A 16,874-nucleotide genomic window follows, 5' to 3' on the forward strand; every position below is an offset into this window, starting at 1 on the left:
TCTCTATTTAGCCCTCATTTTCTGAATAATGGACGATTCTATCACTCGTACTTTGCAAACATCTGTAAGCCCGCCAGCTAGCTCGTGGGTACGTTTCTTACGCTCCTATGGACCCACCCCAAACAATGCAAGTTTGTTTGACGAATATGTTTCAGCTGCTTTAGCTAAAGCCAAGGTTGCCCCTATTCGGCTCAATAGCCCTCAACTAATTAATATCTTGGAGCGTGTTCGCTCCGGTGTGCCAGGCTCTATTCTAATAGCAGGAACCGCTGGAGATGGCAAGACATACCATTGCCGCAGCCTGTGGTCTGAGTTAGGAGGTGATGATCGCGTGTGGTCTGATCCCCAGCCAATCAAGAAACAGTCAATTGATGGCGGTCGAGTAGCCATATTCGTAAAGGATCTAAGCGAGCTTAGCGACGAACAAGGCGACGAAGCTCTTGGCATGTTAGAACGATCCGTGCTGGGAAAGGAGGATCAGGAATTCCTAGTCTTAGCTGCTAATCATGGGCAGATATTGGAGCGGCTCAGGTCACTTGGTAATCGCCAAGGGCATTCCCATCCATTGCGCAAGCTCATACAAGACGCCTTCCTGCAATCGAGCTCTCAACATGAAAGGCTAGCCGTCTTCGACTTGAGCAAAACTGCCCACCGACATTCGCTCGAAGAATCACTCGATGCCGTCTCTAGGCATCCCGCTTGGTCAAATTGCTTGAGCTGTTCCCTGGATAAGGATGGGCGTGTTTGCCCAATTTCCGAAAACCGCAGGCGTTTACTTGGAGAAAACGACGGTCGCCGAATGGCAAAAAGATTAGGTGATCTGGTTGAGATTGCTAGATACAACGGCGCCCATCTACCAGTTCGCGATTTGCTAGCTTTATCCGCGAACATGATCCTAGGTCATCCAACCGCACGCGAAGGTCTCATGTCCTGCTCGGATATCGTCAGAATTCAGGAAGCGGGATCCGTCGAGAATGGCAGTATATACGGGAACGTTTTTGGCGCGAATCTCCCTAGGCGAAGAACTTTATCTCGCCCAGTTTTTCGGGTATTGACTGGTTTTGGAATTGGGGAGGAGACTTCGAATGCTATAGATGGCCTGCTCGTATATGGAACCGACGACAGCAAGCTTTCAGATGCATTCGCCCGCCTAGTAGCGTCCGACGCCTTTTATGGAGCAACGCAATCATATTTAGCCGCCCAAAGGAGATATTTGGAGGGCGATGAGGGGGCGAGGCTTGACGAGGGCGCTTCGGCTTTCCTCAAGCGCATGGAGAGCCAGCGCCAGCGCCTATTTTTCACTCTTCCCGAGACTGAACCGGACTTCCGATTCTGGGACCTGACTGCGTTTCGCTTCGCCGGAGACTATTTGGAAACGGTTGCGGCCCTTGTCCAACGAAAAGCTATCGCTGAGCCTGCCCGCGCCCGCCTAGCGCGAGGACTTAACAGGATTATGTCGGGCTTGCTGCTAGAGAATACAGATAAGATATTTGTCGCTAGTTCTGGAGGCTTTACGCATTCAAAAGTTAGCGTACTTTGTGATAGCGAACTCCCTGCACGGAAAGTATCTGGCGGCCTAGGCATGGCGATTAAATTGGACGAAATTACCGGTCAACCCCGCATTGATATCACGGTCGTGTTTGGAGCAAACGACGAGGTTTCCCTCCTCCTATCCCCAATTCGATTCGAATTTCTCTGCCGAGTTGCCGAAGGAGCCCTGCCGGCGAGCTTTTCCAACGAGTGCTTGGAAGACTTGATGGCCTTCAAGGCACGGCTGCTACGCCAAGCCGAACTATTCCGATCCGGACTGGAACTAGATGGGGAGCCTCTTCCCGATGACGGGACTCTTTATCTTAACTTTATCGAGATCGAGCACAATGGCCATGGCTTTTCGAGACCAATTGCAGTTAGGGTTGGAATATGAGGGAGCGGATCGATAACGTCGACTTCACGGTCGACGAACATATCTGGGGACATCGACTCTACGACGAGCAGCTCCCACATTTTGCAGTCCTGGAGTTTTTGGGAGTTCTCGGCTCTAACAAGGACGCCCCCTTGATTGAGCTTCCTGGCGATAAGGTTCGTTACAAGCCTCAGCGACAGATCCGATTACGCTCTTTGCTGTTTAACAATCCCTATGTCCAGACTGTTCGCGACCGCACCATATCGGACAGCGATAAGTGGGAGCAATGGCGAGATCTATTTGTAGCCGAAGCAACTGGGCATGGTGATGAGAATATCGACTATCTACGTGAAGTCTTCCTTTCCTTTGATGACTTTGCCAAGGCGATCGAACTCCTAAGGTCTTCCGCTTTCGAGGCTCGCAGCAACAAGCGCTGGAGTTCCAAGTTCATTTTCCCGTTCGGGCCGGATGCCCTTTACGAGGATTTGCGCATCGATTCATCAAGCGCCACGAACGATCGGCGATTCTTCGCGAGGACGGGGGAGCTGCTCTATCTGATGCTTTGTCGATCTATCAATGGTCGCCAGCTCGGTCAATTGCTCGTCGAGCGTCTTTTTGTCTCCTCTTCTCCCCTTAATCGCCTCGCTCGAGCACTGCAAGGAGAGTCCCAGCATGCACCAGAACCGAGGGCAGTTGGGTATCTGCCACATCTAAAGCACTCACGGTTTGACAGGCTTTGCGATGATTGGCTAGCGATCCTCTCGCGAGACATGCCCGTGTATGATGCCTTGGAACATCTCATCTCGAGCGCTGGACTTAACCTACTGCTTTATTTCCTCGAATGCTCAAAAGCGGAAGCAGGAGACACTGACCCTGTCGAGATCGTTTGCGAAATCGTCTCTCGTGAGAGGAGCAAGGTTCGAGCTCTCTCGGGTGAGTGCTACCAAGCAAATCAGTCACTTTCTTTGAGGGCGGTTCGAGCCTCAATAGAAAGTTTCCTGCTCACTCCGGAATGGGAGAACGCATTGTCCTCAATCGATCAGAGCACACAATGCATACTCGCGTTGCGAGACCGCTTTCAATGGCCGTCTACGGAGAGTGACGAGGACAACGATTATAGCCAGATGACTGGTGAAGAGATGGCCGCAGTGCTAACTGAAAAGGCCCTCGCTAGGCACGAACAGCATTTTGGCAAGATTCACGCATCCTGGTCGCGCGCCATAGGCCTTAGCTCTAGAAGGCTTTCTCGCCGCTATCGCTACGCTCCTAATGATCGCTTGCTTAAAACTTTGGTCGTTTCCATGGTCGACGAGAGAATGCAGTTTGACGATTTTCTCCATGAGGCCAAGCGCCGATATGGTCTAGTGATAGGCGACACCGAAGGAGGACATCTGATACGAGAGGATCAAATCGACCAGGAAGCCCTTAGCGACAATCGCGAAAACTTAGAGTCCCGTCTTATGAGTCTCGGCCTCGTTCGCAGACTCTCGGATTCCTGTTCATTCGTTGAGAATCCATTTGCAAGAGGAAAAAATTGATGTTGACGGATCGCATCATTGGTCGCGTGGGCGCTGACATCCTGCGCCGACGCCTGGACGAAGCGCGCCAAGGTGACTTGTTCGGAGACGAGAGTACCGCCCTGTTCAGGCTCGACAAGCTATCGCCTGCCCAGATCGCTGCCGTGGTGCGGGAGATTCTCGCTAACCCCGATTTGGCTCGCAGGGTTGATCTTCGTATACCCATGACTTTGGTTGAGGGTGAGGATCTTCCGATACAAGCGCTAACTAGCCTCAACGCTGGGGCTGTTAGAAACGGAGGCACGACCCGAGAGGCATTGCTCACAGCCAATGGGAACGAGCACAACCTGGCCGACACTTTGGGCCACGTTTCGGCTCTTGGAGCTAAGGAGCTTCGAGCCAATGAATATGCATGGGTTGAAGCGTCTTGTCATGTAGCCGGCATGTCACCAACTCCAGAAGATCGGGCCATCTTTCGCGCGGCTCTGAAAGGACTTATAGCTGCCACCGAACTCTCTCTGAACGATTTGGCGGAATACTGCTGCATGATCAGCGAAGCCACGACATCACACGGGCATCCCATCCGTCACGCTTTGGGCTGGGCGCTTCACTGCGTTGGTCTTCCTCGAGACACCTTGCTCTTCGCCAACACAAAATCCTATAGTTCAGCTTCGACGTCTTGGCGCAAGGCTTTCGAAAAACTTTATGCAACACGGGCCCCTCTGTTGAAAAGGCTTCGGCCGAACGGTCAACCGCTGGACGCCGACGAGATGCGTGAGCGCTTCGAGCAAAATGTCGACGATATAGCCGAGTCTGCGCAGGACACGATCAAAGCATTCATTGAGGCTGTTCCCGGGAATTCACAGACTGCGGTAGATTTGGCTGTTTTTGAATGGGAGCAAGACGGGGTCCATCACATTTTCGATAAACCCCGAGCCAGGCAGCTTGGCCTTGCCGAGGCGACGTTGCATTTTTTCGAACACGATTGTGATGAGGAATGTTTGCTAGAAGAGCGCTGGCGAACTTACTTGGACGAGTTTAAGGGCAGAGAACGTCGATCGGAGGGAAGTGACGAAGACGACGAGTCATTTTTCGATTTACACCGCCGCTATATGGAGCAAAACCCGGCACTGCATTCGCGCTGGGAAAAATTTATCTTCGGTAAGCCAATTGAATGCAATGACTTCCTAGACGGCTTAGCCACCGTCACTCATCGCCTGATCGCTAGGGCCGGACTTTCAGCTTCCGGGAAAGAGAGGTTCCTTCGACTCACCGTTAGTAAAGGCCGAACGGAGTTGCGTGAGCGCTTCAACCATGATGTCGGAACTTTCTTTTCTCTGATGTATCGAGGCCTACGTGATTTAATGGGGGATAAGGTCGAGTGGCCGGCCATACGAGGAGCTACTAACCTACCTGATCCAATCTTCGAATTCCCTTTATTCGCCGCTAAAGAGAAGGAAATCCGAGGTAAAAAATTCAAAAAAGTCGTTTCACTGGCTCGCCAAGCTATCCAAATTAAATTCGAGGTCGCTCTCATTGAGGGCCGTGGCGACAGTCAAACTATCTTGGAAAAGACTCAGCTACTCTGGACATTCAGGTCTGAGTCGATCGGGCTTTCGCTACTTGATGACATGCGTCGTCTCCAAGAAAAAGGCACGGTTGCCTGCACCGAGGTTCCTCGTCGGATGGTAAGCAAAAAAGGGGGGGTGCAGAGCGTGTCGCTGCTTGACACCAGCACGATCGAGGCTACGTTTTCGAGAGACGCAGGCTCTTTGGTGCCAGCGTCTGCGAAACTGAAAAGCTTGCGGAACGTGATCAAGACCGCGATCAACGGACTAGCCTCAGAGAGTCGTCTAACTTCGGAGCAACGCGACGAATTGAGGAATACATGGGACGTTTTTGAGGCTGACTATAGTCAGGCAGTAAAAGACTTCATTGAAACGGGACTGCATGGAGAGGCTGTTTTGCGGCAAGCTGACTCTTTTGCGACCTTTCTACGGGCGTTACTGACCCACGCTCGAGGCGATATCTGTCGGTCAAAGCTCGTTTCCGAAACCATTTCCATAGGCACAGTCCGCGTTTTGGGAGACCAGCCTTGTGTCATCATCCCTCCTTGGCATCCTGAGCGGATGAAAGCTCTTGCTGTCAAAACCCGCCGAGTAGCGGGTTTGATCTCTCATATGTTAGGCGGAACTGCCGTTTCCTTTGGAGATAGAAATATCTTCTTTCGAGAGTTTTCGGCAGAGCTAGCCCATCCGTTCTATCCAGAGATTGCCATCGCTACGCGTGGTGGCAGCGCGGTTTTGGTTTCTGAAACTAGTACGGTCAACGGATATAGCCTTCTTGAGCGCCCCATTCGTGGTGAGGATAGTTCAATGTCTGACGTGGATCCCAGCATAGCAGCAAAGCAGGTAAAAGAACTCATGGAACGCTATGTTGGACTCCAGCCACATGAGGCTGCCAACCTTAGCATACTTCTCTATAACTCGGACGCAGCCGAACTTCCAGTGTCCGTCGTGCGTGAACTCGCCGGGATGCAAACTAATGGTGGGTTCCAATGCGATATCTCTGTGCGGCATCGTGATCCGGAAAAACTGCGTCGGGTCTATACGGAACTTGTCGCCAAGGCTAGCGATGATCCCGACCTTCCTGTGGTCAGTGAGACCTCGGAAAACTTCATATCAAAGCTGCGCATGTCGGCTATACCCGCAACATCGACACCGCCTTCCTCCTCTTCTGCGGGGTTCCGACCCTTCGATATCGCCTTTTTGCACGATGTCATTTCCAGGACTGCTGTAGTGGAATGGATCTCCGTCGATTGGAGTAACGATCGCCCGAATTTGGAACACGTACCCTCTCGATGGTCTTACCGCAGTGTCTCCGGCGAGAACGAGCTTAAATCGACGACTTTTCTCACATGTCCGCGCCAGACCGCGTCTGGCTGGGCTTATGTGAATACTGTCGCCTCGGTCGCGAGGCAGTTAGATGCCCCCCTGAACACCCAGTATCTTCCTGCTCGTAGGATTTCCCTGCAAAGCGAAGCTCTTCACGAGATTTTGGACGACGCGCACTCTCTGGCAGAATGGGTCGCCACCTACGATGAATTATTGGACAAGCGCCAGCTACAGGCCAACGGAATCACTGTCGTTCGCTATAGACGAGCCACGACAAACGGCCGAAATATGATTGTGAGTTCCACATCGGAATTGCGTCTATTAAGCGTTCTTTTACGACGGCGGCTAGAAGAAGTTGTGACGCTAACCCCCGACCAGCTCAATGAAGTCACCAATCGTGCCAAAAGAGACGCTCTATCGATCTCGGGAGATATTGTCCTGCGAGCGGCGAAAAGAGGCGTGTCCGCTGGAGAAATGATTGGCTTGGTGATGAGTCGATATCTCGTTGAGCGGGAACTGAAAGGACTTGCCGGCAATGGAGCGCGACCAGCTTTCACCGCCTATTTTCTGCTGGATGACTATGCCGACTGGCTAGCTCAGCGGGAGAGTAGAATCGCTGATATATTGGGGCTTTGCGTGGAAGAGTCGGACGACGGGCCACTGCTGCATGTGGTCGTTGTTGAGTCCAAATATGTATCAGTGCATGGCGCTACGGAGGCCCGACGATCCTCTAAAGCTCAGCTCCTGGCCACGCTAAGCACGTTTCGGGATGCGCTTTTCGGCGATCCTGGTCGCCTCGATAGAGATCTCTGGCTCTCTAGGCTAGCCGATCTGCTCATTGACTCTGACATCCCGCCAGGATGTGCGGAATTACTTGAAAGAATGCGGGCTAAATTGAGGGACGGAGAAGCTAAAATCTCCTTGCGAGGCTATTCGCATATCTTCATTCATTCCTCTGACCCGACCACACAGTCTCCAGGATCCGAAAGGCTGCTGTTGGATAATTCTGATGGGATCGATGCATGGCAAGAAGTTTTTGACAGACCCGAGCTCCGTCGGCTTTTGGAAGCCTACTCATGCAAAGAAGATCCTACACCAATCCGGGCGTCCTTTGGCTTTCAGACCCCATGGACACTTTCCGATCCTCGTTTACCAGCGGCTCGAGTGGCATGGTCCGCTATGGTTGAGAGACTCACTCCAATTGTCGAATCTTACACAGAGGTGAAAAGCGATGTGACTCTTGTCCCGCAGCCTCCCGATACCGGCGTCGAGACATCGCCGCTTAAGACTCCAAAGGAGTTTAAGCCGACTGTATCCGACGAAAATCCACTCGCCGAATCCGAACACGGTCACACCGAATTTGCACGAATTGTTTCATTAAAGGCCGCCAGCTTGTTCGCTGCGGAGGATGAGCGCGAATCTTGGGCCGAAGAAGCAACTAAAAAACTGAAGACAGCGCTCAACAGCTACGGCTTACAGACTTCTGTTCTAGGGACACGCTTAACCCCCAATGGCTGTCTTATTAGGTTGGCCGGATCTGACCGCTTACGCATCGAGGATATAGAGGCAAAGCGTACACAACTGTTAACAACACATGCGCTTCGTTTGGTAACCGTTCAGCCAAAACCAGGGGAGATTGTGATTACTCTGGCCAGTGAGAAAAGACAGTCGGTTTCCATGTGGGATCTTTGGGCGCGCAGAAAACTAAATAGGAACGCCGCTGGAATTAACACTTCCTTCATCCTCGGTCTACAGGAGATCAGCGGCTCCATCCTTTATCTCAATTTAGGGGGAGAATTTGCTGGGCTTGCAGCTCACGAACCCCATTCTTTGGTTGCGGGAGCAACGGGAAGTGGTAAATCGGTTTTAATCCAAGCTATTTTGCTGGATATAGCCGTGACCAATCCGAAAGAGTTAGCACAGATTGTCTTGATCGATCCGAAGATGGGGGTCGACTACGTTGCTCTCGAGAACTTACCCCATTTGCGCGAGCCGATGGTTACCACGCGGGAGCGCGCAGCCGAGGTTCTTGCTGAATTGGTCGAGGAGATGGAAACTCGCTACCGGACGTTCGCAGCAGCTAGAGCGCGGGATTTGGCTACATACAACGCCAAAGCCACTCCAGAAAGTAGACTTCCGATGGTTTTCCTTGTCCATGACGAATTTGCTGACTGGATGCTCGATGATGCTTATAAGGCAGCGGTCGGAGCTGCGGTCCAAAGGCTTGGGGTTAAAGCTCGTGCCGCTGGAATTCATCTGATATTTGCGGCTCAACGTCCTGATAAGGATGTGATGCCAATGCAGCTTAGGGAGAATCTTGGGAACAGGCTGATTCTGAAGGTAGCCAGCGAGGCGACCTCTAAAATCGCCTTGGACCGACCCGGCGCTGAATTACTGCTGGGCAAGGGACATCTTGCCGCGAAACTCAACGGCGAGCAGGGACTGATTTTTGCGCAGGCCCCATTCTTGACAGATGATGACATCGTTTTAGCTGTCGATTCCATCAGATCGACAAACGAGCAAACAGACGACGAGATTAGAAAATGAAAAGTTGGAATTCGAGCCCGCATCCAATTTCCGATATCAGGGATTGGCAAACCAACGGACGCCTTGAAATAAGGCCAGATTTTCAGCGAAAGGAGGTCTGGAGCGACGCTGCTAGGATCATGTTGATGGACACCATACTTCGTGGCATTCCAATGCCGAAGATTTTCGTCTCTTCAACAATAAAGGATGACCAGATATATCGCACTGTCATTGACGGACAGCAACGCATTAGTGCTATTTTGGCCTTCTTAAAAAACCAATTCAATTTGGAAAAACCCTATACGGCGGAGTTCCAAGGTAAGTTCTTCTCGGAATTGCCGACAGAGGTTAAAAATGCTTTTCTTCAGTATCGCGTCGATTTCAATGAGGCAATCGAATTCTCGGATGAGGAGCTAAGGGAAACCTATTCTCGGCTGAACAAATATTCTGTTGCCCTTACCAAACAAGAGTTGCGCAGGGCTGATTTTCCGGGGGATTTCCTGCGACTTTCCGAAAGTCTAGCGCTCATCGACTTTCTCGAGACAAGCAAAATTTTTACCGTAGCTAATCGTCGCCGCTCCGCCGATGTCGAGTTCGTTTCCGAATTGTTGGCAGGGTTGATTGCCGGTCCCCAAGACAAGCGCGATATGCTCGATTCGTATTATTTGTCGTATGCGTCATGGGTGCCTCAGGATCGAGAAGCGACCAATGACAGATTTATGGCTGTTGTGGCAGATCTTGAGAGGATTTTCTCCGACGAATTACCGATATCTTCGACTCGGTTCAGGCAGAAAGCGGATTTTTATGCGCTCGTTCTTGCGATCGACGATCTACGAAAGGCTGGTGGGAACATCGACAACATTGAATTAGGGCCGTTAAGGGAAGATCTCAAATGGCTCGATCAACTGATTGCTCCAGAATCTGAGTGTAAGGATTGCCGAGACTACGCGATCAAATGCGTTTCACAGGCAAACTCCCATTCTAGTCGACGTTGGCGGATACAATTCCTGAAAAGCATTTTAAGTGGAAGCTATTTGCGCAAGCCTCCCGTAGGCGATGGAGCAGTTCTCTTTTATCGCATATTGACAACCGATTTTGGAGGTGGGATGTGCCCACCTCCAGAGTTTGATTGCTCCGAATGCGAACGGTCCATTGATCCAAGAACTGATGAGATCATAGGATGGCCTAAAGACTCAGCCGTGTTCCAATTGAGTAATACGCATCGGATTCATAGTGAGTGCGCCGATCCTGTGAAGTGGTCCTTCATCACAAGCGAGGATACATCTCATGAGCTAACTTTTGATCAAGGGTCGCAAAGCAGCCTATTTTGAGGAAGCCTAGACATATGTTTGTAGATATTCTTTTCCATAAAAAGAGATTTAAGATTCCCGAGCGTATCACTGGTACAAACGGTAAGTTCTATACGGTTCAGGAGCAAATTGCGGAGGGTGGCAATGCTGTAGTCTGCGAATGCGCCGATGAATCCGATGGCGAAGTGTATGCAGTCAAGTTTCTGACGAACACACGTGAAGACAGCAGATCCGAACGATTCGAAATAGAGCGACAATTGATGCAGAGCCTTACCGCTTTGCGACACGACCATTTGATCGGTTCTATCACTAGCGGAACCGTTGATTCGTCTACTTTTGACAAACGGCAGAAGGAATGCAAGTTGACTTTACCTTTTGTCATAATGGAGCGAGCAAACTGCTCTTTAAGAGAGTTTGTGAAAAACGAGAAAGTCCCCATTGAGTATGAAATTTATTCTGCCCAATTCCGTGGATTGGTTAGCGCTTTGGAATTGCTTCACCGTCACGCGATTCACAGGGACATTAAGCCTGATAACATTCTTGTTATCGGTGAACGATGGGTGATCAGTGATTTCGGGCTATGTTCTCTTCTCGATGGCTGCGGTGGACAGGATCTGACACCAAGTTGGCAGGTTCCGGGACCGCGCTTCTGGATGTCGCCAGAGGCTAACAACAAAGCGATCGGATTGTCGGAGGAGATTACTTTTGCATCTGATGTGTTCCAGCTTGCCGCCGTTTTCTGGTGGGTCGTAAATCGTCGGCATCCGAGTGGAATATTGTCTCGTGAAGACTGGATAGGAGCCGAATACCTTTACGAACCTGTAGCGCGGGGATTACAGCATTCATTGAACCGCCGTTTTTCTACGGCAAATGAATTCGGAACAGCAGTGGTCCAAGCCATAGGATTTTAAAAATCATATTTTATCACTAGATTCCGGTTATCTTGAGAAAACTCTTGGGACTCTCAGTCCATTTGCTTGTACTCGTAATTCCCAAGCTTCTCCATTTGGTATTGCCGAATAACTTACGTGAATAGGTCGATCTGATCCATAAAAGTACAGTCGATCATAAGGCAAATTATCAATTATCCATTGAGCAACTTCTTTCATATCTTCATCCTCTACGAGGATGTCTACTGCTGCACCCAATCGCGGGCAGACATGCTTGCCCAGTCGGTTCAGCTCATGTGCGGCATGCTGATCTAGCTTTGGTGCAATGCGTCCATTGATGTGCCTGCTGAGTTCGGGTGAGCAGAAACCGTAGGTGAGTTTGATCATGCCGTAGTAGTCGATTAACGGGTCCAAAATTTTCGTAGCTAGTTCATAAAGCGCGTTGTAGCTGTCTGGTTCTTTTGGGAGATTTGGAAGTCCAATACGCGCTTGGGTTTCTCCGCATTCAATCAACTGTCGGTAAGTAAAATATTGTCCGCATGGGACATCTAGATCAGGTATTGAACGGCTACGAATCAGTTCAAAGTCATCAATTTCCCATCGAGCTAGAGCTAAGGTCTGCCGAAACTCTTCGGGTTGGGGGCCGTAGCCGCTCAGGTCAAATAAGTTTAATGCTTGTAACTGCTCATCAAAATTTAGCTGATTGGCGAAGTGCGGGAATTCCTCGTTGATAAAGCGGGATTTTAAATACAGGTTGGTGGGTACGAATGCGTCGCCGTACTCGTATAGATCGAACGTTTGTTCTCGCAAATTGATTTTGACTCGCTCCAGCAAGCGTGGGATAGGCTGGTTCTCAAAGTCGTCGTAACGCATCAGGCTTAATTTGCCGGATTGGATATGTATTTTTATCAAATCCGTTTGTTCGATATCGCCATACAAAATCGTGGCGCAGCCAATGTATATCCTCAGCAAAGCCGGCAGTTCCTGAACCATGCTGGTGTGCAGATGCAAAGCCTCGCCTTCATCCAAAAATCCTAGACCTTGCTCAGTCGCGTGTTTACAGGCTTCGGCAATGAGCTCGGCATCGCTGATTTTGAATAAAATCGATCTGGCTGTCCCGATGGCATTTTGATAATCGCCGAAAAAGGCCTTGATGTCTTTTTGCAGCCCAGTTTCTAAATGTCTGTAGGGCTTGCGTTTGGAAAAGGCCTGTAACGCGAAATAGGTGATTAAGTCTTCGATTTTACTTTGCCGGGCTTGCTCGAGTAGCGCTTCTTCATTGTTGTCCAGCGTAAAGCGTATGGCTTTGCCGATGCTACCAAAGGTTTCGGTGAGCTCGATCAGTGCATCGATTTCCGATTTGTCGGGTTGCCGCCCAAGTTCCAGAATTTTCTGCCACAGCGGGTCGATAAGGTGTTTGTACGCCAAATACTTCTTCTCACTTCGAGACAGTTTTGGCTCTGCGGGTGAAACGGATCGATACGTTAAGCGTAAAACGTTGCGTTGGCTACGTTGCAGCCCAAGCAAAAACCGCTGTTCCGCATCTTGATTTTTAAATACAAAAAAGATGCCGGGCGCGACAGGAATGGCGTCCGTTTCTAAGGAATCCGTTAAAAATTCTTTGAGCTCGCTTTGGGTATAGTATTTTTGGAAGGTATTGCGCTGAGTAATGACGCCATCATTAAAAGCCTGGCCTTTAAATGCATTTTGGTTGAATAACATGGCGGAAATCACCAACACTTGGTTAGCCAGGTTATATGCGCCTCTCAATGCTTCCAGTCTTTCCTGATAGTTTTCGATGACATTGATCACAAAGCCCAAATTGACAATGTCGGCGGCTTGCTTGGGTTGATCCGGTGCGTAATGCGGATCCCAGCCGGACACCGGAATGGCATTTGCCGAAAGATTACGAATGTCGTCGCCTTTGCCGCAACCGTAATCGAATACGGTTAGCGAGCCGCCTAAAAATCCGTGACGCGCCAGGCATTGCATCGGCGCGGATAAATTACTGCGGGAAAGCGCCGTCAGGTGCCGGGAAATGCTTGTGCTTTCAATCGATTCAAATGTTAGGCTATCGGTGGACGGAAATTCATCATTGCCAATCGGCAGAAATTGGTAATCGATGATTTGAAAACCTTTTTCGCGGATTAACGCGTCCCAGGCTTGTTTGAAGCCAATCCTGATTGTGTCGTCGAATAGCCCCAGTTGTTCGGCTGTCTCGGTTAATTGGGTAAATTGCTGATAGTTTGGCGCATCGCGGCTCAGTAATAATTCCTTGCGATGTAAGATCGGCGGATTTAACGAGGTCTGATAACTGCGCTTTTCGACTCTTTGCGTTGTCAGATCAATCCGAAAACTCGTCTCTAAGGCAGGGAATGGCTCTTCGAAGAAATTGGGATACCAAAGCAAAGACAGCATGCTTGATTTGCCGTCATACTTGATGACGTTGTAACCAAGGCCTGGTTTTAAATGAGCCAAAATCTCGGCGGCCTTGACAGTCTGCTGTATTTCGTAATGTTGAGAATCCGTTAGACTGTAATGCCAATAAACATTGTTTAGAACTTTTTTGCCCAGCATAGGTTTAAGCCATATTACAATTTATTTGAAGGGTTGTTGGCCATTAATCCATAATATTTACCTTCCCTTGGCATATGCAGTTTACGCATAATTGAAATATTGCTAACCGATTTTTACAACCTATCACCCTGTTGCTACAGATGCGTAGCTTATCGTATCTAAATCAATTTTTTATCTTAAACCTACACCTACTATGAACAAATCCGACCTCATCGACGCCATCGCCAGCCACGCCAATCTAACTAAAGCCGACGCCGGTCGCGCATTGGATGGCATCACCCAATCCATTCAAGCTGGGTTGAAATCCGGTGATTCCGTGGCTTTGGTAGGCTTTGGTACCTTTGAAGTAAAAGAACGTGCCGAACGCGCTGGACGCAATCCACAAACAGGCGAAGCCATTACGATTGCCGCCGCCAAATTGCCATCCTTCAAAGCCGGCAAAGGCTTGAAAGACGCGGTTCAGTAAGTTTTAGACCGCTCATTGCGGCCCCATACCCCAGCCTTCCAGTTCCGACTGCCGTTTGACCGTAGGCACGTCCAAATCGGTCATCCGGCCTTGAGTACGGGTTAAGGTGTCTTGGCGGCCGCTGGAGGCTGCGCCGTATTTCTGCGGATTGAGTCGGCTGCCTGTGCCGGTGAGTTGATCTAGATTGAGCATGGATGAGGAATTGGCGGCGGTCGGTAAATGACCGGTCTGCGCCAGAATTGCCAACCACTCGTCCAGATTGACCTGTGTCCAGTCCACACGGTCCAGGTCCGCAACTTTGATGCCGGTACAGCTTGGACTTTCCGGCGTGCCAAAATCCATGCCCAACTGCGGTTTGATTTGTTCGTTGAGAATGCGCGCTAGCGGCGAGTTGTAGCAGCAATAGCTTTCCTTACGCACCCAACACACCCCAGCGACCTTGCTCTCGCAATAGGTGCCCAGGTCCGTACATACTTTCAGTTGTTTCTTGGCGGCGAGTTCGTACTCCGGTTCTTCGCAGGAATAGACGATCTGGATAATCATGATGATGATCATGACCACGGTATAGGCCGTCATCAAGGTACTGAGAAGTTCGCCCGCGACCGCCGCACCGCCGCCCAACTCGACGCCACCGGATTCCGCAGCTGGCGTTAAATTTCCAGCCGAATCGAAAGCTGCCTGGCCACCGGCACTGAACAAAGCATTGCCGGCCGCTTCGCCAAAGGTCTGGCCGATCCATTCCGCCACGGATTTCATTAATTCGCCTTTCAGCGAGTCGAGCAAGCCTTGCGAGGCAATGTCGCTGGTACTGAGCATGTCGGTGCCGACCAAGTCATTCACCGTCGATGCAAAATCCGCCTGAAAACTGTTCCAGGCATCGCCAGCCAAGGTGAACGGGGTGCGCATGGTTTCCCAGGCGCCTCGAATCGCCGAGGTACTGTCCATGGCCATGACAGCGCCGTCCATCTGACTGGTGGCGATCAGCAGATCAATGTAACGTCCCAGCCCCATCGCACCCGAGGGCGTTTCGCAGCAATCGACCAGACTGAGAGCGCCGCCGACCATTTTGCAACTGGCGGGTTTACCCTGGAATACCTGACAGGTGGTCGGATCCTTCTGCTGCAGATCGGCGTTGGCATAGTCACAATGCAAATCCATCGCCATTTGTTGGGCGCTATTGAGTAAGGCGACCGCCTTGCTGAAATCCTGGCTCTGGGTGCGGTTCATGGTGATGCAATCTTCCCCCATACACCGAATCGGCCCGGCACATTGCTGTTGGGTGTTGCTTTGAATGCCGGGAATGCCCACCGTTTGCCCGCAGTCATAAGTATCGACGCTGTCCCAGCAGGTGCCGGAGGCCAACACACTGGTACATTGGCTTTTGATGAACGAGCAGCCTTGCGTTTCCAACGACGCACAGGTCTTGTTGGGTATCCCGTTCGCCGGCGGTTCTAAACAGTGGGTGCCGGCGGTATCGGTCCAGCATTGGCCATACTGATTCAAATCGCAGTGTCCAGAGGACTGGATATTCATACAGGTATTGCGAATCCCGGTCGAACTGGCCACCGGGGCTTGGGCCAAATCTGAACCGCAGACCATGACTTGCGAGGTGGGATCGACGTAACAACCCGACGCATTGGCTGGATCGTTCGTGCAAACCAATTGACTGCCGGCTTGGCAAATGCCGTCGGTAATCGCATTGGCTAAGTTTTGGCAATTCGGGCCACTCCAACTCCATTGGTCCTGGGTGATCAGTTTCGACAAATCGTAGCGGAGTCGAATCCTGGAATAACCCTCACCATTACCACCGACCATGGTTTCCTGTTTAAAGACTTTGTTGCCCGTACTGTTGAAGGCATAGGTGACATCACGATTGGGATGATCGACCCAGCTATTACTCAGTTCGCAAGAACCGCCCCAGCCGGTCGAACCGGTGTAAATCAGATTGCCGCCGTAATACACGCGGGCATGGTCATCGAACTCGACATCCTCCAATGTGGCACTGATGATGGCTTCCGGATGCAGGACGTCGTATGTAACTTCCCAGTTGAATATGCCGCAGCCGGCTGACCAATAGTTATCGCCAACGCGGCCCACGTACAAATCCATGCAGCCAGATCCACAACTGGACATGCCTCCGTTACCGGAGACAAAGCTGAGTAGCGTCTCAACATTGACTTGATGGGTGGCGGTACAACTTTGCGGTACCGTCGGTTGGCGCAGACACAATTGATAATCCGGCACTTGCACCGAATGGCTGGTCTCGGTTTGAGTCGTCACCGTGGTACAGTCCGAAAACGACTGCGCCCAGGGCGTGAAATTGGCAAAAACCTGATCGCCGGCAGTCCAGACTGCATCGTTGTGTAAATCCGGATGCGACTGGTGGGCATTGTCGATCAGCGTGCGGTAGGCTTCGCCGGTGAAGCTGGTTTCGCCGTTCAAGGCGGTCTGCGCGTTCAACCCCGCCGCCAGTGTGCCGGGGTTGTTGCCATAGAGATCGGCAAAGTCCTGGGCCGTGGTCGTAGCGCTGTTAGTATCCGGAAACAAGGTGCCAATCGATATGGCACTTTCCTGAGCCGTCCCCGGATTTAAGGTCAGCGTGCCGTTACCGGTATCGAGCGGAAACGCAAAACCGCCCAGAACTTGCTGGCCCAATTGTTGGCCATCACGCCCGGCCGCCTGAATGGCATCCGCCCAGGAAACGCCATACGGTGTCCAGGCCATCGTGACGCACAACACGGCAGACAGACTTTGATTTATTAGTGACTGAGAGTTAAAAAGCTGTCTCATA

8 protein-coding genes are annotated in these 16,874 nt (G+C 51.0%); 6 read left to right on the top strand and 2 right to left on the bottom strand.

What is annotated here, in order from left to right:
* Positions 1–28 precede the first annotated feature (28 nt).
* From QZJ86_RS08635 to QZJ86_RS08655, 5 genes are read left to right on the top strand one after another with little or no spacing between them, the layout of a single operon-like run.
* Positions 29–1,924, top strand: coding sequence for a hypothetical protein (locus QZJ86_RS08635; protein WP_301938183.1), 1,896 nt, complete (start codon positions 29–31; stop codon positions 1,922–1,924).
* Positions 1,921–3,441, top strand: coding sequence for a hypothetical protein (locus QZJ86_RS08640; protein ID WP_301938185.1), 1,521 nt, complete (start codon positions 1,921–1,923; stop codon positions 3,439–3,441). Before QZJ86_RS08635 ends, QZJ86_RS08640 begins: the two co-directional genes overlap by 4 nt.
* Entirely contained in the window at positions 3,441–8,861 is a 5,421-nt protein-coding gene (locus QZJ86_RS08645; protein WP_301938187.1) for an FtsK/SpoIIIE domain-containing protein, read from the top strand. Before QZJ86_RS08640 ends, QZJ86_RS08645 begins: the two co-directional genes overlap by 1 nt.
* A complete protein-coding gene (locus QZJ86_RS08650; protein ID WP_301938189.1) occupies positions 8,858–10,171 on the top strand; it encodes a GmrSD restriction endonuclease domain-containing protein in 1,314 nt (437 codons plus the stop codon). Before QZJ86_RS08645 ends, QZJ86_RS08650 begins: the two co-directional genes overlap by 4 nt.
* Before the next feature lie 14 nt (positions 10,172–10,185).
* Positions 10,186–11,061 carry a protein kinase domain-containing protein gene (locus QZJ86_RS08655; protein WP_301938190.1) on the top strand — a complete coding sequence of 292 codons (876 nt, stop codon included), beginning with the start codon at positions 10,186–10,188 and terminating at the stop codon, positions 11,059–11,061.
* Between the two features lie 27 nt (positions 11,062–11,088).
* Here QZJ86_RS08655 and QZJ86_RS08660 read toward each other — a convergent pair whose 3' ends face one another.
* A complete protein-coding gene (locus QZJ86_RS08660; protein WP_301938192.1) occupies positions 11,089–13,617 on the bottom strand; it encodes a DNA phosphorothioation-associated putative methyltransferase in 2,529 nt (842 codons plus the stop codon).
* A 166-nt stretch (positions 13,618–13,783) separates the two neighbouring features.
* On the opposite strand from QZJ86_RS08660, the gene QZJ86_RS08665 reads away from it, so the two are divergent.
* Complete coding sequence (locus QZJ86_RS08665; RefSeq protein WP_301938935.1) at positions 13,784–14,083, top strand: HU family DNA-binding protein; 300 nt, start codon at positions 13,784–13,786, stop codon at positions 14,081–14,083.
* A 12-nt stretch (positions 14,084–14,095) separates the two neighbouring features.
* Here the strand turns inward: QZJ86_RS08665 and traN are convergent, their stop codons facing one another.
* A complete protein-coding gene (gene traN / locus QZJ86_RS08670; RefSeq protein WP_301938194.1) occupies positions 14,096–16,873 on the bottom strand; it encodes a conjugal transfer mating pair stabilization protein TraN in 2,778 nt (925 codons plus the stop codon).
* Position 16,874 lies beyond the last annotated feature (1 nt).

It is taken from the genome of Methylomonas montana (assembly GCF_030490285.1).
GTDB lineage: Bacteria > Pseudomonadota > Gammaproteobacteria > Methylococcales > Methylomonadaceae > Methylomonas > Methylomonas montana.